At 56.2% G+C, this 15,662-nt stretch carries 20 protein-coding genes; 10 read left to right on the plus strand and 10 right to left on the minus strand.

All coding sequences use genetic code 11. The features are described from left to right. Positions 1 to 13 precede the first annotated feature (13 nt). From hisD to FHR87_RS15040, 9 genes are all read right to left on the minus strand, one after another. A complete protein-coding gene (gene hisD, locus FHR87_RS15000) occupies positions 14 to 1,324 on the minus strand; it encodes a histidinol dehydrogenase (protein WP_183167520.1) in 1,311 nt (436 codons plus the stop codon). A gap of 218 nt (positions 1,325 to 1,542) precedes the next feature. Next, complete coding sequence (gene hisG, locus FHR87_RS15005; RefSeq protein ID WP_183167521.1) at positions 1,543 to 2,178, minus strand: ATP phosphoribosyltransferase; 636 nt, start codon at positions 2,176 to 2,178, stop codon at positions 1,543 to 1,545. 8 nt (positions 2,179 to 2,186) lie between these two features. Then, positions 2,187 to 3,452, minus strand: coding sequence for a UDP-N-acetylglucosamine 1-carboxyvinyltransferase (gene murA, locus FHR87_RS15010; protein WP_183167522.1), 1,266 nt, complete (start codon positions 3,450 to 3,452; stop codon positions 2,187 to 2,189). Between the two features lie 122 nt (positions 3,453 to 3,574). Further along, the gene (locus FHR87_RS15015; RefSeq protein ID WP_183167523.1) at positions 3,575 to 3,814 is read right to left on the minus strand and encodes a BolA family protein; all 240 of its coding nucleotides are present in this window, start codon (positions 3,812 to 3,814) and stop codon (positions 3,575 to 3,577) included. A 76-nt stretch (positions 3,815 to 3,890) separates the two neighbouring features. Further along, positions 3,891 to 4,199: an STAS domain-containing protein gene (locus FHR87_RS15020; protein ID WP_183167524.1), complete on the minus strand. Its 309-nt coding sequence runs from the start codon at positions 4,197 to 4,199 to the stop codon at positions 3,891 to 3,893. Beyond that, a complete protein-coding gene (locus tag FHR87_RS15025; protein ID WP_183167525.1) occupies positions 4,196 to 4,852 on the minus strand; it encodes an MlaC/ttg2D family ABC transporter substrate-binding protein in 657 nt (218 codons plus the stop codon). Before FHR87_RS15025 ends, FHR87_RS15020 begins: the two co-directional genes overlap by 4 nt. A gap of 20 nt (positions 4,853 to 4,872) precedes the next feature. Continuing rightward, positions 4,873 to 5,358 (minus strand): outer membrane lipid asymmetry maintenance protein MlaD, encoded by a 486-nt coding sequence (mlaD, locus tag FHR87_RS15030; RefSeq protein ID WP_183167526.1) that lies wholly within the window; start codon positions 5,356 to 5,358, stop codon positions 4,873 to 4,875. Then, positions 5,358 to 6,155, minus strand: a complete 798-nt coding sequence (gene mlaE / locus FHR87_RS15035; RefSeq protein ID WP_183167527.1) for a lipid asymmetry maintenance ABC transporter permease subunit MlaE — start codon at positions 6,153 to 6,155, stop codon at positions 5,358 to 5,360. The genes mlaD and mlaE overlap by 1 nt, the downstream gene beginning before the upstream one ends. Then, complete coding sequence (locus FHR87_RS15040; protein ID WP_183167528.1) at positions 6,155 to 6,964, minus strand: ATP-binding cassette domain-containing protein; 810 nt, start codon at positions 6,962 to 6,964, stop codon at positions 6,155 to 6,157. The genes mlaE and FHR87_RS15040 overlap by 1 nt, the downstream gene beginning before the upstream one ends. Before the next feature lie 285 nt (positions 6,965 to 7,249). Between FHR87_RS15040 and FHR87_RS15045 the strand changes: the two genes are divergently transcribed. From FHR87_RS15045 to FHR87_RS15090, 10 genes are all read left to right on the plus strand, one after another. After that, the gene (locus FHR87_RS15045) at positions 7,250 to 8,224 is read left to right on the plus strand and encodes a KpsF/GutQ family sugar-phosphate isomerase (RefSeq protein ID WP_183167558.1); all 975 of its coding nucleotides are present in this window, start codon (positions 7,250 to 7,252) and stop codon (positions 8,222 to 8,224) included. Next, a complete protein-coding gene (locus tag FHR87_RS15050) occupies positions 8,224 to 8,745 on the plus strand; it encodes a KdsC family phosphatase (protein WP_221189862.1) in 522 nt (173 codons plus the stop codon). The genes FHR87_RS15045 and FHR87_RS15050 overlap by 1 nt, the downstream gene beginning before the upstream one ends. A 9-nt stretch (positions 8,746 to 8,754) precedes the next feature. Continuing rightward, the gene (gene lptC, locus FHR87_RS15055; protein ID WP_183167530.1) at positions 8,755 to 9,336 is read left to right on the plus strand and encodes an LPS export ABC transporter periplasmic protein LptC; all 582 of its coding nucleotides are present in this window, start codon (positions 8,755 to 8,757) and stop codon (positions 9,334 to 9,336) included. Next, on the plus strand, positions 9,323 to 9,856 hold the full coding sequence (lptA, locus tag FHR87_RS15060; RefSeq protein ID WP_183167531.1) for a lipopolysaccharide transport periplasmic protein LptA: 534 nt from the start codon (positions 9,323 to 9,325) through the stop codon (positions 9,854 to 9,856). The genes lptC and lptA overlap by 14 nt, the downstream gene beginning before the upstream one ends. Continuing rightward, a complete protein-coding gene (gene lptB, locus FHR87_RS15065) occupies positions 9,856 to 10,581 on the plus strand; it encodes an LPS export ABC transporter ATP-binding protein (RefSeq protein ID WP_183167532.1) in 726 nt (241 codons plus the stop codon). The genes lptA and lptB overlap by 1 nt, the downstream gene beginning before the upstream one ends. Before the next feature lie 134 nt (positions 10,582 to 10,715). Further along, a complete protein-coding gene (locus tag FHR87_RS15070) occupies positions 10,716 to 12,224 on the plus strand; it encodes an RNA polymerase factor sigma-54 (protein ID WP_183167533.1) in 1,509 nt (502 codons plus the stop codon). Between the two features lie 61 nt (positions 12,225 to 12,285). Further along, on the plus strand, positions 12,286 to 12,594 hold the full coding sequence (hpf, locus tag FHR87_RS15075) for a ribosome hibernation-promoting factor, HPF/YfiA family (protein ID WP_183167534.1): 309 nt from the start codon (positions 12,286 to 12,288) through the stop codon (positions 12,592 to 12,594). Between the two features lie 11 nt (positions 12,595 to 12,605). Then, a complete protein-coding gene (ptsN, locus tag FHR87_RS15080) occupies positions 12,606 to 13,070 on the plus strand; it encodes a PTS IIA-like nitrogen regulatory protein PtsN (protein WP_183167535.1) in 465 nt (154 codons plus the stop codon). Positions 13,071 to 13,080: 10 nt separating this feature from the next. After that, positions 13,081 to 13,938 carry an RNase adapter RapZ gene (rapZ, locus tag FHR87_RS15085; protein WP_183167536.1) on the plus strand — a complete coding sequence of 286 codons (858 nt, stop codon included), beginning with the start codon at positions 13,081 to 13,083 and terminating at the stop codon, positions 13,936 to 13,938. A 3-nt stretch (positions 13,939 to 13,941) separates the two neighbouring features. Further along, positions 13,942 to 14,214, plus strand: coding sequence for an HPr family phosphocarrier protein (locus tag FHR87_RS15090; protein WP_183167537.1), 273 nt, complete (start codon positions 13,942 to 13,944; stop codon positions 14,212 to 14,214). A gap of 63 nt (positions 14,215 to 14,277) precedes the next feature. Here FHR87_RS15090 and pmbA read toward each other — a convergent pair whose 3' ends face one another. Then, entirely contained in the window at positions 14,278 to 15,624 is a 1,347-nt protein-coding gene (pmbA, locus tag FHR87_RS15095) for a metalloprotease PmbA (RefSeq protein ID WP_183167538.1), read from the minus strand. Between the last annotated feature and the right edge of the window lie 38 nt (positions 15,625 to 15,662).

Consider the following 15,662-nt stretch of genomic DNA (forward strand, 5'->3'; position numbering starts at 1 on the left):
ATCTTGGACGACTTTATTGCTTGATCCGATATTCCGCACTGCGGGCATGGGCGGTCAGCGATTCTCCGCGCGCGAGCACCGAGGCGACCTTGCCCAAAACCGAAGCGCCGGCAGCCGAGCAGTGAATGATCGACGAGCGCTTCTGGAAATCATAGACCCCCAGTGGCGAGGAAAAGCGCGCCGTGCCGGAAGTGGGCAGTACATGGTTCGGGCCGGCACAGTAGTCGCCGAGTGCTTCGGCCGTGTAACGCCCCATAAAAATGGCACCCGCATGGCGTATTTGCGGCAACCATTGTTCAGGCTCGGCAACGGATAGCTCCAGGTGTTCCGGGGCAATCCGGTTGGCAACCTCTATAGCCTGGGACATATCTTTCACCTGGATGAGTACGCCCCGGTTCGCCAGCGAGGTACGAATGATCTCGACACGCTCCATGGTGGGCAGCAACTTGGCAATGCTTTCTGCGACCCGGTAGAGGAAAGCTGCATCAGGACTGACCAGAATGGCCTGGGCGTCTTCATCGTGTTCGGCCTGGGAGAACAGGTCCATGGCGATCCAGTCGGGATCGGTCTGGCCATCGCAGACGACGAGGATTTCCGACGGCCCGGCAATCATGTCGATACCGACCTGGCCAAAGACATGGCGCTTGGCCGTGGCCACATAGATATTGCCGGGGCCAACGATCTTGTCCACACGCGGCACGCTTGCGGTCCCATAGGCCAAGGCAGCCACGGCTTGCGCACCACCAATAGTAAAGACCCGATCAACCCCGGCCACGCAAGCCGCGGCGAGAACCAGCTCGTTGATTTCGCCGCGCGGAGTCGGCACGACCATTACCACCTCGGCGACACCTGCGACCTTTGCTGGAATGGCATTCATCAGAACCGACGACGGGTAAGCTGCCTTTCCGCCCGGAACATACAGGCCGGCGCGATCCAGTGGCGTGACCTGCTGGCCCAGCACTGTGCCGTCCGGCTCGGTGTAGGTCCAGGAGTCCTGCTTCTGACGTTCATGGTAAAGGCGGACACGCTCGGCGGATTCTTCCAAGGCGACGCGCTGCTCGGAGCTGATGCGCGTCAAAGCCAGCTCGAGCCGCTCCCGAGGCAGGATCAGCTCGGATATGTCGGTTGCCTCGACACCGTCGAAACGCCGGGTAAATTCGACAACAGCGGTATCGCCTTGCTGGCGCACCGCATCGATGATTTCCAGTACTCGCTGGTTGACCGCACCGTCCGAGACGCTTTCCCAGCTCAGGAGGTGGTCCAGCTGTCGGGCAAAATCCGGATCGGCAGCGTTGAGACGGCGGATGGCGATAGGAGCGGTCATGACAGAGCCTCGTATAATTGCGTGAATCCGGGTGCGATCTTTCGCCCAGAGCCCAATGGCCTACTATTTGGTTAATTCAATATGACTCGTCGCGGCGCCTTGTCTCGAAACCTCGGTCATCCGAACTTGAGCTAATCCATTAACCGCTCAGGCCACTAGCGAGCCTATCGTGAAGACACCCGGAAAATTTCACTCTGTCACGGATAGGCGGGAATCGCTCAACCGTGGTGTCGAGATTCAACCGCAGCGCCCAGAGAGTCAATCAGGGTTTGGATACGTGCATGCTGCATCTTCATCGACGCCTTGTTCACGATCAGGCGCGAGCTGATGGTGGCGATCAACTCCTGCGGCTCGAGACCGTTGGCACGTAACGTATTGCCAGTATCTACCACATCAATGATCTTGTCGGCCAACCCCACCAGGGGAGCCAGTTCCATCGAACCGTAAAGCTTGATGATATCGACCTGCCGCCCCTGCTCCGCATAGTAGCGCTTGGCGACATTGACGAATTTGGTCGCTACCCGCAATCGCCCCTTGGGCTGGGGAGCCCCTACCTTGCCGGCGGTCATCAGCCTGCAGTTGGCAATGCGCAAATCCAGTGGCTCGTACAAGCCGCGACCATCGAACTCCATGAGTACATCCTTGCCTGCGACACCGAGATCGGCTGCGCCATTTTCCACGTAGGTAGGCACGTCAGTCGCACGAACGATCAGCAAGCGAACATCTTCCTGGGTCGTCGGGATGATGAGCTTGCGGCTCTTGTCCGGATTTTCGGTTGGTACGATGCCGGCTTCCGCCAGCAAAGGCAGGGTGTCGTCGAGAATACGACCCTTGGAAAGGGCAATGGTCAGCATAAGGATTCCTAACCTGGCACCCGATGAATCTTGGCACCAAGAAGTTGCAGTTTCTCCTCGATGCATTCATACCCACGATCAATATGGTAGATGCGGTCGATCAAGGTATCGCCCTGAGCTACCAGGCCGGCAATCACCAGGCTGGCCGAAGCCCGCAGATCAGTAGCCATCACGGGAGCGCCGGTCAATTGGGGAACGCCAGTCACAATAGCCGTATTGCCCTCTACCTGGATATGAGCGCCCATCCGGTGCATTTCATAGACATGCATGAAACGATTTTCGAAAATGGTTTCCACTACGGCGCCAGTTCCCTCAGCAATAGCATTGAGAGAAATGAACTGAGCCTGCATATCGGTTGGAAAAGCCGGATAGGGAGCGGTGCGGATATTGACAGCCTTCGGCCGGTTACCTTTCATGTCCAGCTCGATCCAATTATTGCCGGTATCGATATGGGCACCGCTTTCCTGCAGCTTGAGTAATACGGAGTCCAGGATGCTTGGATCAGTCTCCTTGAGCCTGACCCGGCCGGCAGTCGCCGCAGCCGCGACGAGATAGGTACCGGTTTCGATACGGTCAGGCATTACGCTATAACGGCCGCCTCCCAGGCGCTTGACTCCATCGATGACAATGGTGTCGGTGCCCGCACCGGAAACCTGCGCGCCCATGGCGTTGAGAAAATTCGCCAGATCCACGACTTCAGGCTCACGCGCGGCGTTCTCCAGCACACTGCGTCCGTTGGCCAGGGCAGCGGCCATCATCACGTTCTCGGTGCCGGTCACGCTGACGATATCGAAGAAGAAATGCGCACCGTGCAAACCGCCACTTGGCGCCTTGGCCTGGATATATCCGCCTTCGACCTTGATTTGCGCACCCATTGCTTCCAGACCGCGAATATGCAGGTCGACGGGACGCGAACCGATGGCACAGCCACCGGGCAGGGCAACTTCAGCTTGGCCGAAGCGGGCGACCATCGGCCCAAGGACCAGGATCGAGGCACGCATGGTCTTGACCAGCTCATAGGGCGCAACCAATGTCTGAATCGTGCTGGCATCAATTTCGACGCTGAGCTTTTCGTCGATGACAGGCTGCACGCCCATGCGGCCGAACAGCTCGATCATGGTGGTGATGTCATGCAAGTGAGGCAGATTGCAGACCGTGACGGGTGTATCGGCAAGAAGCGTGGCGGCCAATATCGGCAAGGCTGCGTTCTTCGCACCGGAAATTCGGATTTCGCCGTTCAGGGGCTTTCCGCCGGTAATGATCAGTTTGTCCATGAAGTTTCCGTTGGCGAGGTGGCGGGCGCTTGCAACCGGCAAGGTGCATCGCAAGCAGCAGATCGTGACTTAATCCCTGAGAGGAAACGGCACGATGTGCCGCTTGGCTACCGATGCGTTGATCAGGAGCGTGCAGCCCACTCGCCGCGACTGAAGAACTTCATGGTAACCGCGTGGATACGGCCATCGACAATCCATGGGTTGAGATGCGAATAAACCTGCTGCTGGCGCTTTACGGGGCTAATACCAGCCAATTCGTCGCTGATGACATTCAGCAAGAAATCACAGCCCTCGCCTTCCACTTCGACTTGAGCCCCTGGAATTCCCGCCTCCAGAATATTCTTCACTTCCAAAGCCTGCATATTCCACCTCGATCATCACGCCTGGGGGCACGCATCATACAAAAAAGCCGCACGACTGCGAACCCTACCCCGTTATTCAACTTTCCAGCGACAGAATATCCTGCAGGCCGGAAACCTCAGCGATATGAGCCATATCCTGCGGAAGATTGACGATATCGAGCTCTCGTCCCTGTTTCTTTGCCAAGCGCATATAGGCTAGCAACAGGGACACACCGACACTACTGGACTTATCGACTGCGCTGCAGTCGACCACCAGTCGTTCAGCCTTGGATTGGCCGATCAGGACTTTCCCCGAGCGCAGGAGTTCCGGTCCGGTTCGGTAGTCGAGGATACCGGAAAGACGCAGCTCTCCGGCTTCACCAAGACTGACACCACCGTCACTCATTGTCCGGTTGCCTTTTGGGCTTCAACAGAATCCTGGGCCTGGGCAACCACGCCTCCCCAACCGTCGATGGTCTTGTCCAGATTGCCGCCATTGCGCTGCATGGATTCGGCAAACTGGTCACGGAACAGCTTGCCCAGGTTGATACCATTGATAATGATATTGCGTACGCGCCATTGGTCCTGCAGGTTTACCATGGTATAGGAGACCGGATAGATCTCACCGTGGGTACCCACCACTTCCATGCCGACACTGGCACGATCAGCTTCTTGTTGCCTGCCGCTCGGTGGCAAAACACGGATTACCTGGTCGTTGTACTCGAGCAGGGCATTTCCGTAGAACTGAATAAGACTGCGCTTGAAGTTTTCCTGGAAGCGGTTCATCTGTTCGGGAGTCGCCTGACGAGAATATTTCACTGTCATGATGCTGCGGGAAATGCCATCGGCATCGATCGCCGGACCTAGAATACGGTTGAGCGACTCATAAAGCGCATCAGGATCCTTACGGTACTTTTCCTTGTTGGTCTTTAGATCAGCCAGCAACTGGTCTGTCGCGCGCTGGATGACATCATGCGGAGAAGTGGTAGCAGCACTAGCGAACAACGGCACTAGAACCGCTAAAAGAATCAAAAAAGAACGGCGCAGGGCAATCGACATAAAAACTCTCCTTATTACGCTTACTCAGCTTTTTTATCGTCTTTATTGACGGTATTGAGCATGAACTTGCCAATCAGATCTTCGAGCACTAATGCAGACTGCGTATCATGGATAGTGCCGCCATCGGCCAGCAGTTCTTCTTCACCGCCTACGGAAATACCAATATATTTTTCACCGAGCAAGCCAGCAGTAAGAATCGCAGCAGTGGAATCGATCGGTAGAAAATTGACAGTCTTGTCGATATCCATGGCAATACGGCTGGAAAATGTTTGGTGATCCAACTCGACACCGACCACCTTGCCGATGGTGACACCTGCCATGGCAACTCTGGCACGCTGACTGATGCCGGCGGAATTATCGAAGTAGGCGTAAACGCGATAGGTACCTTCGTTGCCTCCAAAAGAGCCAAAGGTCAGTCCACTGACACGCAAGGCCAGCAGTAGCAAAGCCAGCAGGCCGGCCAACAGGAAAAGGCCGACACCGACTTCCAGGGAGCGGTTTTGCATTACAGATCTCCAAACATCAAGGCGGTCAGAACGAAATCGAGACCAAGGACGGCCAGCGACCCATAAACGACGGTACGAGTAGTGGCGCGACTGATACCTTCTGAGGTCGATTCGCAGTCATAACCCTGAAATACTGCAATCCAGGTCACGACGACCGCAAACACCATGCTTTTGATGACACCATTCAGGACGTCGCTATGAAAGTCGACGCTTTGTTGCATGTTGCCCCAGTAGGACCCCTCGTAGACTCCGAGCCAGTCCACTGCGACCATGGCTCCCCCCCAGATTCCGACTACGCTGAAAATGGCCGAAAGCAGCGGCAGGGAAATGAAGCCGGCCCACAAGCGTGGGGCAATGATGTATTTGAGCGGGTCTACGCCGATCATCTCCAGGCTGGAAAGCTGCTCGGTGGATTTCATGTTACCGATTTCGGCGGTCAATGCCGAGCCGGCACGTCCGGCGAACAACAACGCAGAAACGACTGGACCTAGTTCGCGCAAGAGTGTCAGCGCCACCATCTGGCCAACAGCTTCTTCCGAACCGTAACCGACCAGGATGTTGTATCCCTGCAACGCCAGCACCATTCCGATGAAGATGCCGGAAACGACGATAATCGCCAACGACAGGACACCGACCGAAAACAGCTGCCGGAACAGAAGATACAGACCGCTACCAGCGGTTCTGGCACCAAAAAGCGCATGAAAGAAAAACAGCGTCGAACGTCCCATCGCTTCGACCACATCGAGCCAGGCCCGCCCAAGCAGGCGCACGCGCTCGATCAAGGAAGTCCTGCGCATCACGTTTCTCCCAGCAGGTCACGCCGCAGTTCCGGCGCAGGAAAGTGGAAGGGAACCGGCCCATCGGCCAGTCCTTTCATAAACTGGCGAATGCGCGGGTTATCCGAATCCATCAAGTCGGCAGGCTCGCCCTGCCCCAGTATCTGGGCATCTCCTACGACGTAGATATAGTCGGCAATGCTCGCGGTTTCGGCCAAGTCGTGGGAGACCACGATACTGGTGATGCCAAGAGCGTCGTTGAGCTGGCGGATCAGTCTTACCAGCACTCCCATGGCAATCGGATCCTGCCCCGCAAAAGGCTCATCGTACAGCAGGATCTGTGGATCCAGAGCAATCGCACGGGCCAGGGCCACCCGTCGCTTCATGCCGCCGGATAACTCGTCAGGCATCAGCTCGAAAGCACCGCGCAACCCTACCGCCTGCAGTTTCATCAGGACGATATCGCGGATCATTTCCTCTGGCAGCTTGGTATGCACACGCAGAGGAAAGGCCACGTTCTCGAACACGTCGAGATCCGTAAACAAGGCGCCACTCTGGAACAGCACCCCCATCTGCTTGCGCATATCGAACAGCTCGCTACGCGAAAGAGTCGGCAGGTTCTTTCCGGTAAGCCATACTTCACCCTTATCGGGCGATAACTGGGCCGCGATCAGCCGTAACAGTGTGGTCTTCCCACATCCAGACGGCCCCATGATGGCAGTCACCTTACCGCGGGGTATGGTGATATTGATATCGTTGAAAATAGTCCGCTCGCCGCGCTTGAAGGTAACGCCCTTCAGCTCGGCAGCATATGTGCTGGCATAACCCATCCGGTCTCCTTGCATACAGCCCACTACTGCAGACAGGCGTCATTCGATGCGAAGGACATGCTGCAGGACCATTCGAACCCCGGACTATAACACCGTAAGCCTGCTACCCAAAAGAAACAAAACCAACACATAGGTCGAACGGACATTCCTGCCCGAACTCTGCAAGTGCTCGGATACAATAGCAATTCCGACCGTAAGCTGACGGGCGATACCAGCGATTAACCGTGAGCGGCAATGGATTTGCCAGTATAGTTTCTTCCCCGATCAAGCACTCCATACATGCTAATGAGCCCAAGCAACCAATTCATTGACTCCGCACAGCGCACCATTCGCCTGGAAATCGAAGCCATCGAACGCCTGAAGCCGCGTATCGATGCTCATTTCGTCAAGGCTTGCGAGCTGATACTCGCCAGCAAGGGTCGAGTGATCGTGGTTGGCATCGGCAAATCCGGCCACATTGGCAACAAGATTGCCGCAACGCTCGCCAGTACCGGGACGGCTGCTTTTTTCGTCCACCCGGCCGAAGCCAGCCATGGCGACATGGGCATGATTACCCGCGATGACCTGGTGCTGGCTCTATCCAACTCCGGCACAACCAACGAAATCATTACCCTGTTACCACTGATCAAGCGTCTGGGCATTACGCTGATCAGCATGACGGGCAATCCGGATTCGATCCTGGCCAAGGCCGCTTCGGTCAATCTGGATACCAGTGTCGTTCACGAAGCCTGCCCACTGAACCTGGCGCCGACCTCATCGACCACGGCCTCGCTGGTCATGGGTGATGCTTTGGCGATCGCCCTGCTGGAAGCACGGGGCTTTACTGCCGAAGATTTCGCCTTTTCACATCCGGGCGGGGCGCTCGGCCGCCGTCTGTTGCTGAAAGTGGAAGATATCATGCACACCGGCGAGCAACTGCCTCAGGTCACTCGCAGTACTTCACTGCGCGAAGCCTTGCTGGTCATGACGCAAAAAGGCCTGGGCATGACGGTAGTGCTGGAAAACGATGGCCGCCTGGCCGGTATCTTCACCGATGGAGACCTGCGTCGCGCCCTAGACAAGGGTGTGGATGTCCGTTTTGCGCATATCGATGAATTGATGACGGCCCACGGCAAGACCGCCGTGCCGGATATGCTGGCTGCCGAGGCCCTGAAAATAATGGAAGACTACAAGATAAACGCACTGGTCGTGACGGATGCCAATGATCGACCGATCGGTGCATTGAACATGCACGATCTGCTGCGTGCAGGAGTAATGTGATGGATGAACTGCTTGCACGCGGACGCAACATCCGCCTGGCGATTTTCGATGTAGATGGCGTGCTCACCGATGGCAAGCTGTATTTTCTGGCCGATGGCAGCGAGTTCAAGACCTTCAATACGCTGGATGGCCAAGGCATCAAGATGCTGATCGGCTCGGGAGTGCATACTGCAATCATCAGCGGGCGCAAATCACCCGTCGTTGAACAACGGGCACAGAACCTGGGCATACAGCATGTTTATCAAGGCCGCGAAGACAAGCTCGATGTCCTCAAGGAATTGCTGGTAACACTGAACATGACTCCGGAGCAGGTTGCCTATCTCGGTGATGACCTGCCCGATCTACCGGCCATACGCCGAGTCGGCTTGGGCATAGCGGTTGCCAATGCCAATGATTTCGTTCGCCAGCATGCCCACGGAATCACTCAGGCCCGGGGCGGAGAAGGCGCTGCACGCGAATTTTGCGAGTTGATCATGCGCGCCCAGGGCACTCTGGATACAGCTCGCTCGGCTTATCTCTGAGAGGTTGCGATGACTCGCAGGCTGCGCTTTTCCCTGCTCCTGACAACGCTGGCGATCATCCTCGCAGCTATTGGCTACTGGAAGATCCAGCCGCAAAATTTGTTGCAGGAAGATACCAGCAACCATCCGACAAGATCTGATATCGATTTCTACGTGCTCGGCTCACGGACGGTGAAATACCTGCCGGATGGCCAACGGCAATACGAATTGACTGCAGAGAAGGTCGAGCACATCAAATCGAACGATATCAGCCTGTTGACCCGCCCGGATCTCTATGTGTATCGGAGCCCGGACAGCAAGGAGAGCCCCTGGCATGTGAGCAGCGAACACGGCGAGGTCGCTGCGGAAGGCAAAGAGGTCGAACTGATCGACAAGGTGCGAGTGGAACGTAGCGACTCCGCAGGCCGCCCGCTGATCCTGACCACCAGTCGTCTGACCGTGCTCCCGGAGAAGAATTATGCGCAAACGCAGCAAGCCGTTAGAATCGAGGCTGCAGAAGGCATTACCACGGCAACCGGAATGAAAGCATACATGGATGAGAGCCGGATGCATCTACTGTCCAACGTGAGAGGCCAGCATGAGCTTCGTTAATTTTCGCTCCCTGATCGGCCTGACAGCCTTGTTGGCCAGCAACTGCATCATGGCCTTGCCCGAAGATCGCAAGCAGCCGATCCGGGTGCAGGCCGATTCCGCAGAACTGGACGACAAGCAAGGCGTAGCCGTATACCGCGGCAGCGTAGTCATTATCCAGGGCACCATGAAAATCACCGGCGATACCGTCACTGTCACTCAGGACAGCAATGGCGAGGTCAAGGTCTTTACCTCGGTCGGCAAACCTGCCTACTACGAACAGAAGCCGGCGCCGGACAAGGCCATCGTCAAGGCCTACGGCTTGACCATTCAGTATTTCGCCGACAACAACCGTATTGTCCTGATCGACGATGCCAGAGTGGAGCAGGACGGCAATACCTTCCAGAGCGAGAAGATCGTCTACGACACCCAGCGCCAAATCGTTAATGCCGGTCGCGCCAAGGACTCCAAGATCACTGCACCGCGTCCGCGAATCGACATGGTGATCCAGCCACGAAACAAATCGGGGCAGAACCAATAATGGCAATCCTCAAAGCCCAGCATCTTGCCAAAAGCTACAAGGCTCGCCAGGTTGTCCGTGATGTGAGCCTTTCTATCGAAAGCGGTCAGATCGTCGGCCTGCTTGGCCCCAACGGAGCCGGCAAGACGACCTGCTTTTACATGATTGTCGGTCTGGTGAGAGCCGACCAGGGACGCATCCTGATCGATGAGCGGGATGTGACCAATCTGCCGATGCATGGACGAGCTCGTGCGGGTATCGGCTACCTGCCTCAGGAAGCCTCGATATTCCGCAAGCTGTCGGTCACCGACAACATCATGGCCATCTTAGAAACCCGCAAGGATCTCGACCGTAACGGACGACGAAAAATACTTGAAAATCTCCTGCAGGAATTCCATATAACGCATATACGCGACAGCCTGGGGATGAGCCTGTCGGGCGGCGAGCGGCGCCGGGTCGAGATTGCCCGGGCGCTGGCTACCGAACCGAAATTCGTTCTACTCGACGAACCCTTTGCCGGGGTGGACCCCATCTCGGTCGGCGACATCAAGCAGATCGTCCATCATCTCAAGGCCAAGGGAATCGGTGTGCTGATTACCGATCACAATGTGCGGGAAACCCTGGATATCTGCGAAACCGCCTACATTGTCAATAATGGTCAACTGATTGCGGAAGGTGATGCCCAGACGGTTTTGGCTGATCAGCAGGTCAAGGAAGTCTACCTGGGACATGAATTCCGGCTTTGAACACTGTTTTTAGATCTGTTCGGGCCTAGGCAAAGGAGCAAGCTTTAGGCATATAATTTGCTTTGGCGGCGCAAGAGGTGTCGCAAAGCCCTACTGGCCGATCCATACCAGCAACCAGCCGATAAGCTTTTGCCATGAAACCAACGCTAGTCCTGAAGATGGGCCAGCAGCTGACGATGACGCCGCAGCTGCAACAAGCGATCCGATTGCTTCAGCTTTCTACCCTGGACCTCCAGCAGGAAGTCCAGGAAGCGCTGGAAGCCAACCCAATGCTTGAACGCCAGGAGGATGGCGAGGACTATGACAACAACGAGGTATCCGAAAGCCATACGGATGCTGGCATAAATACTCCAACCGAAACCGGCAATAGCCAGGAAAGCCTCTACGAAGCACCCAGCCATTCGGAAGAAAGCTTTGAAGAAGGCGACTGGAGTGAACGCATTCCCAACGAGCTGCCGGTGGATACTGCCTGGGAAGATATCTACCAGACCAGTGCCAGCAACCTGCCGAGCAATGACGATGACGAATGGGATTTCACCAACCGCACTTCGGCCGGAGAAAGCCTGCAGACCCACCTGCTCTGGCAACTCAATGTTGCCCCGATGACCGATACCGACCGCCTCATCGCCGTCACCCTGATCGATAGCATCAATGACCGGGGCTATCTCGAGAACAGCCTCGAAGAAATCCATGCTGGCCTGGATCCTGACCTGGATATCGAACTGGATGAGGTCGAAGTCGTCCTGCGTCGTATCCAGCAATTCGAACCGGCAGGTGTCGGCGCGCGCAATCTGCAGGAATGCCTGCTGCTCCAGCTGCGCCAGCTACCCAGCGATACCGAATGGCTGGCGCAAGCCCAGCAACTGGTCGGCAACCACCTGGAGGCACTTGGCAACCGGGATTACAACCTGCTGATGAGAAGGATGAAGCTCAAGGAAGACGAGCTGCGCGCAGTCGTCGAGCTGATCCAGACGCTGAATCCGCGCCCGGGCTCGCAGATAGAAACCAGCGAGCCGGAGTATGTCGTACCGGATGTGATCGTACGCAAGCATAACGGACGCTGGCTGGTAGAGTTGAACCAGGAAGCCATGCCGCGCCTGCGCGTCAATGCGCATTATGCCAACCTGGTCAGACGAGCGGACTCCAGTGCCGACAACACCTTCATGCGCAACCAGTTGCAGGAGGCCCGCTGGTTCATCAAGAGTCTGCAGAGCCGTAACGAAACCCTGATGAAGGTCGCCACGCAAATCGTCGAACACCAGCGTGGCTTTCTGGACTATGGCGACGAGGCCATGAAGCCGTTAGTGCTACACGATATTGCCGAAGCCGTAGGCATGCACGAATCGACCATTTCACGGGTTACCACTCAGAAATACATGCACACCCCGCGTGGCATCTATGAACTCAAGTATTTCTTTTCCAGCCACGTCAGTACATCCGAAGGTGGCGAATGCTCCTCCACAGCGATCCGCGCCATCATCAAGAAGCTGGTTGCAGCGGAAAGCCCTAAAAAGCCATTGAGTGACAGCAAGATCGCTGGTTTACTGGAAGAGCAAGGCATTCAGGTAGCTCGCCGGACTGTTGCGAAATATCGGGAATCCTTGGGTATCGCTCCGTCGAGCGAGCGCAAGCGGCTGATATGAGCGACTCCGATCTTCAAGCATCAAGGGCCTGCCTCTGCTGGCACAATAAGGAGAAAGCCGTATGCAAATAAATATCAGCGGACACCATCTGGAAGTAACCGCCGCACTGCGCGACTATATCGAGGAAAAGTTCGACCGATTGGAACGCCATTTCGATCGCATCATCAACGTCCAGGTGATCTTGCAGGTCGAAAAGATCAAGCAGAAAATCGAAGCAAGCCTGCATGTGGCCGGTCGCGAGGTAGTTGCCAATGCAGAGCACGACGACATGTATGCAGCCATTGATCTGCTGGTCGACAAGCTTGATCGTCAACTCATCAAGCACAAGGAAAAGCAGGTCGAACGCCATCAAGGGGCGGACGTCCGCTAGACTCTTTGGCCATGATCCGACTTGAAGACATACTGACTCCCGGACGCTCGATAGTGAGCGTCCAAGGTGGCAGCAAGAAGCGCGTACTGGAGCAGATCGCCAAGCTGGTGGCGCAGGATCTGCCAGATCTCGACGCCCACGATATTTTCGAGAGCCTTGTCGCCCGCGAAAAACTGGGCTCGACCGGGTTCGGCAACGGCATCGCGATTCCTCATTGCCGTCTGGCCGGTTGCCCTTCTCCGCTTAGTGCAGTGCTCAGACTAGATACGCCAGTGGATTTCGATGCTATCGACGGAGCTCCAGTCGATCTGCTATTCGTTTTGCTCGTTCCCCTGGAAGCTACCGATCAACACCTGGAATTGCTGCGCCAGATCGCCAGTATGCTGGACAAGGAGCAAGTGCGTACCCGATTGCGCCAGGTGGAAACCAATGAAGACCTCTACCAGGCAGTGGTAGAGAGCCAGACAGGCCAGTAAGGCTTTTGGCATGCGCCTGATCATCGTCAGTGGCCGCTCCGGCTCGGGCAAGAGTACGGCGCTTGATGTTCTCGAGGACAATGGCTTTTATTGTATCGATAACTTACCGGCGGGATTGTTGCCCGAACTGGTCGAACGCGCCTTGCTGCAAACCGAGCTTCTGCCTTCCCAGTTGGCGGTTTCCATCGATGCCCGCAACCTGCCTGCCCAGATCCGGCGCTTTCCGGAACTCTTGCAGCAAGTTCGGGACCGCAACATCCTTTGCGAAGTGCTTTACCTAGATACGGACCAACCCACTCTGCTCAAGCGCTTTTCGGAAAGCCGTCGTCCCCACCCACTGAGTTTCGACACCCGCTCCCTGGCCGAAGCGATCAGCGACGAAGAGAGCTTGCTGTCACCGATATCCGATCTCGCCGACCTGACGATCGATACCTCGAAAATCAACCTTCATCAATTGCGCGACATCCTGAAACTGCGGCTGCTCAACAAACCGGAACCGGGTACGGCGTTTCTTATCGAATCGTTTGGCTTCAAGCGTGGCATGCCAGTCGACGCCGATCTGATGTTCGATGTCCGCTGCCTGCCGAATCCCTACTGGAAACCCGAATTGAGGGAATATTCAGGTCTTGAGCAGCCGATAATCGACTATCTCGCAGCACAACCGGAAGTAGAGGAACTCTATCAGGACACGTATGCCTACCTGGTCAAATGGCTACCGCGCTTTGCAGCCAGCAACCGTGCCTATGTCACCGTGGCAATTGGCTGCACGGGTGGCCAGCATCGCTCCGTATATCTGGTCGAGCGCCTGGGACAAGCGTTGAAGGCAACCCTGAAGAATATCCGGATCCACCATCGAGAGTTGAGCTAGAAGATGCCTGCCCACGAAATCATCATCATCAACAAACTCGGACTGCATGCACGCGCTGCAGCCAAATTCGTGGCCATTGCAAACCGCTATCCCTGCACTGTGAATGTCGGTCGCTCCAGCGAAGATCTGGTCGATGGCAAAAACATCATGGCCGTGATGATGCTGGCCGCCAGTCGGGGTACTCCCCTGCATGTGCATACTCTGGGCGAACAGGAAGAAGAAGCGCTGCAAGCCTTGATCGATCTGATCGAGGATTACTTCCAGGAAGGGGAATGACCACGAACGGTTAAAGCGACTGGAGGTTGAACGAAAACTCCGTTCAACCTGCCTGTACTGCCTTTAGCGTCCGGCCACTGTCATGTTTTCAATCAGCACCGAGCCGGTACGAATATTACCTCGGGTCTCCACATCGCAGCCGATATCCACGATCTGGTTGCACATGCTGCGCAGGTTGCCAGCGATGGTGACTTCCTGGACAGGAAACTGAATTTCACCATTTTCCACCCAGTAACCACCGGCGCCACGGGAATAATCTCCCGTTACCAGATTCAACCCCTGCCCCATCAGCTCGGTTATCAGCAACCCCCGTCCCATGCGATGCAGCAGGGCTTTCTGGTCGTCCTGACCATGGCTGACGTACAGATTGTGCACACCACCGGCGTTGGCAGTACTGGCCATACCGAGCTTGCGCCCTGAATAGGTACCCAGCACATAGGATGCGAGACAGCCATTTTCGACGAACGCCTTGGCATAGGTAGCAAGCCCATCGCCATCGTAGGTAGCACTGCCCAAGGCCCGAGGAATATGCGGGCGTTCATCCAGGTTCAGCCATTTGGGGAAGACCATTTGACCCAGCGCACCTTCCAGATAGGAGGATTTGCGATAGAGATTGCCCCCTGAAATCGCCGCCAGAAAATGCCCGAAGAGGCCGGTGGCCAGTTCGGGAGCAAACAGCACCGGTACTTCGCAAGTCGGTATTGGCCGTGCACCCAGTCGGCGCACAGCACGCTCCGCTGCTTTCTTTCCGATCACTGAGGGAGTAGCCAGTTCGGGACCGATTCGATTGACGTCATAATAGTAATCGCGCTGCATCTGCCCGTCGCTTTCGGCAATCATCACGCAACTCAGGCTATGGCGAGTGCTGTTGTAGCCACCGATGAAACCGTTGCTGTTGCCATAGGCGCGACAACCTTGATGGGTATTGAGACTGGTACCATCGGCATTGCGTATCCGCGAATCGGTTTCGTAGGCGGCCGCTTCGCAAGCCAGCGCCTGCTCGATAGCCTGCTCGGGCGTGATATCCCACGGGTGAAACAGGTCCAGATCGGCAAGATCGCGAGCCATCAGTTGCGGGTCGGCCAGTCCGGCGAATTCGTCCTCCGAAGCGTGTTTGGCAATTGCCAGTGCAGCAGCCACGGTTTCACGGATCGCCTCTTCACCACTGGTGGTAGTACTCGCCGAACCTTTGCGCTGCCCTACGTAAAGAGTGATGCCGAAGCCTTGATCGCGGTTGAACTCTACCGTCTCGACCTCACGCTGGCGCACCGATGTGGACAGGCCCTGCTCCATGGAAACGGAAACCTCACTGGCACTGGCCCCCTGGCGCCTGGCTTCATCGATGATGCGCTGGACCTTGTCGCGCAATTCATTCAGATCGGACGGACCTATTCCTACTGCTTGACTCATAAGTAATCCCCAAATCCTACAAAGCGATCCTGCTACCT

The organism is Azomonas macrocytogenes (genome assembly GCF_014191985.1).
Lineage (GTDB): Bacteria > Pseudomonadota > Gammaproteobacteria > Pseudomonadales > Pseudomonadaceae > Azomonas > Azomonas macrocytogenes.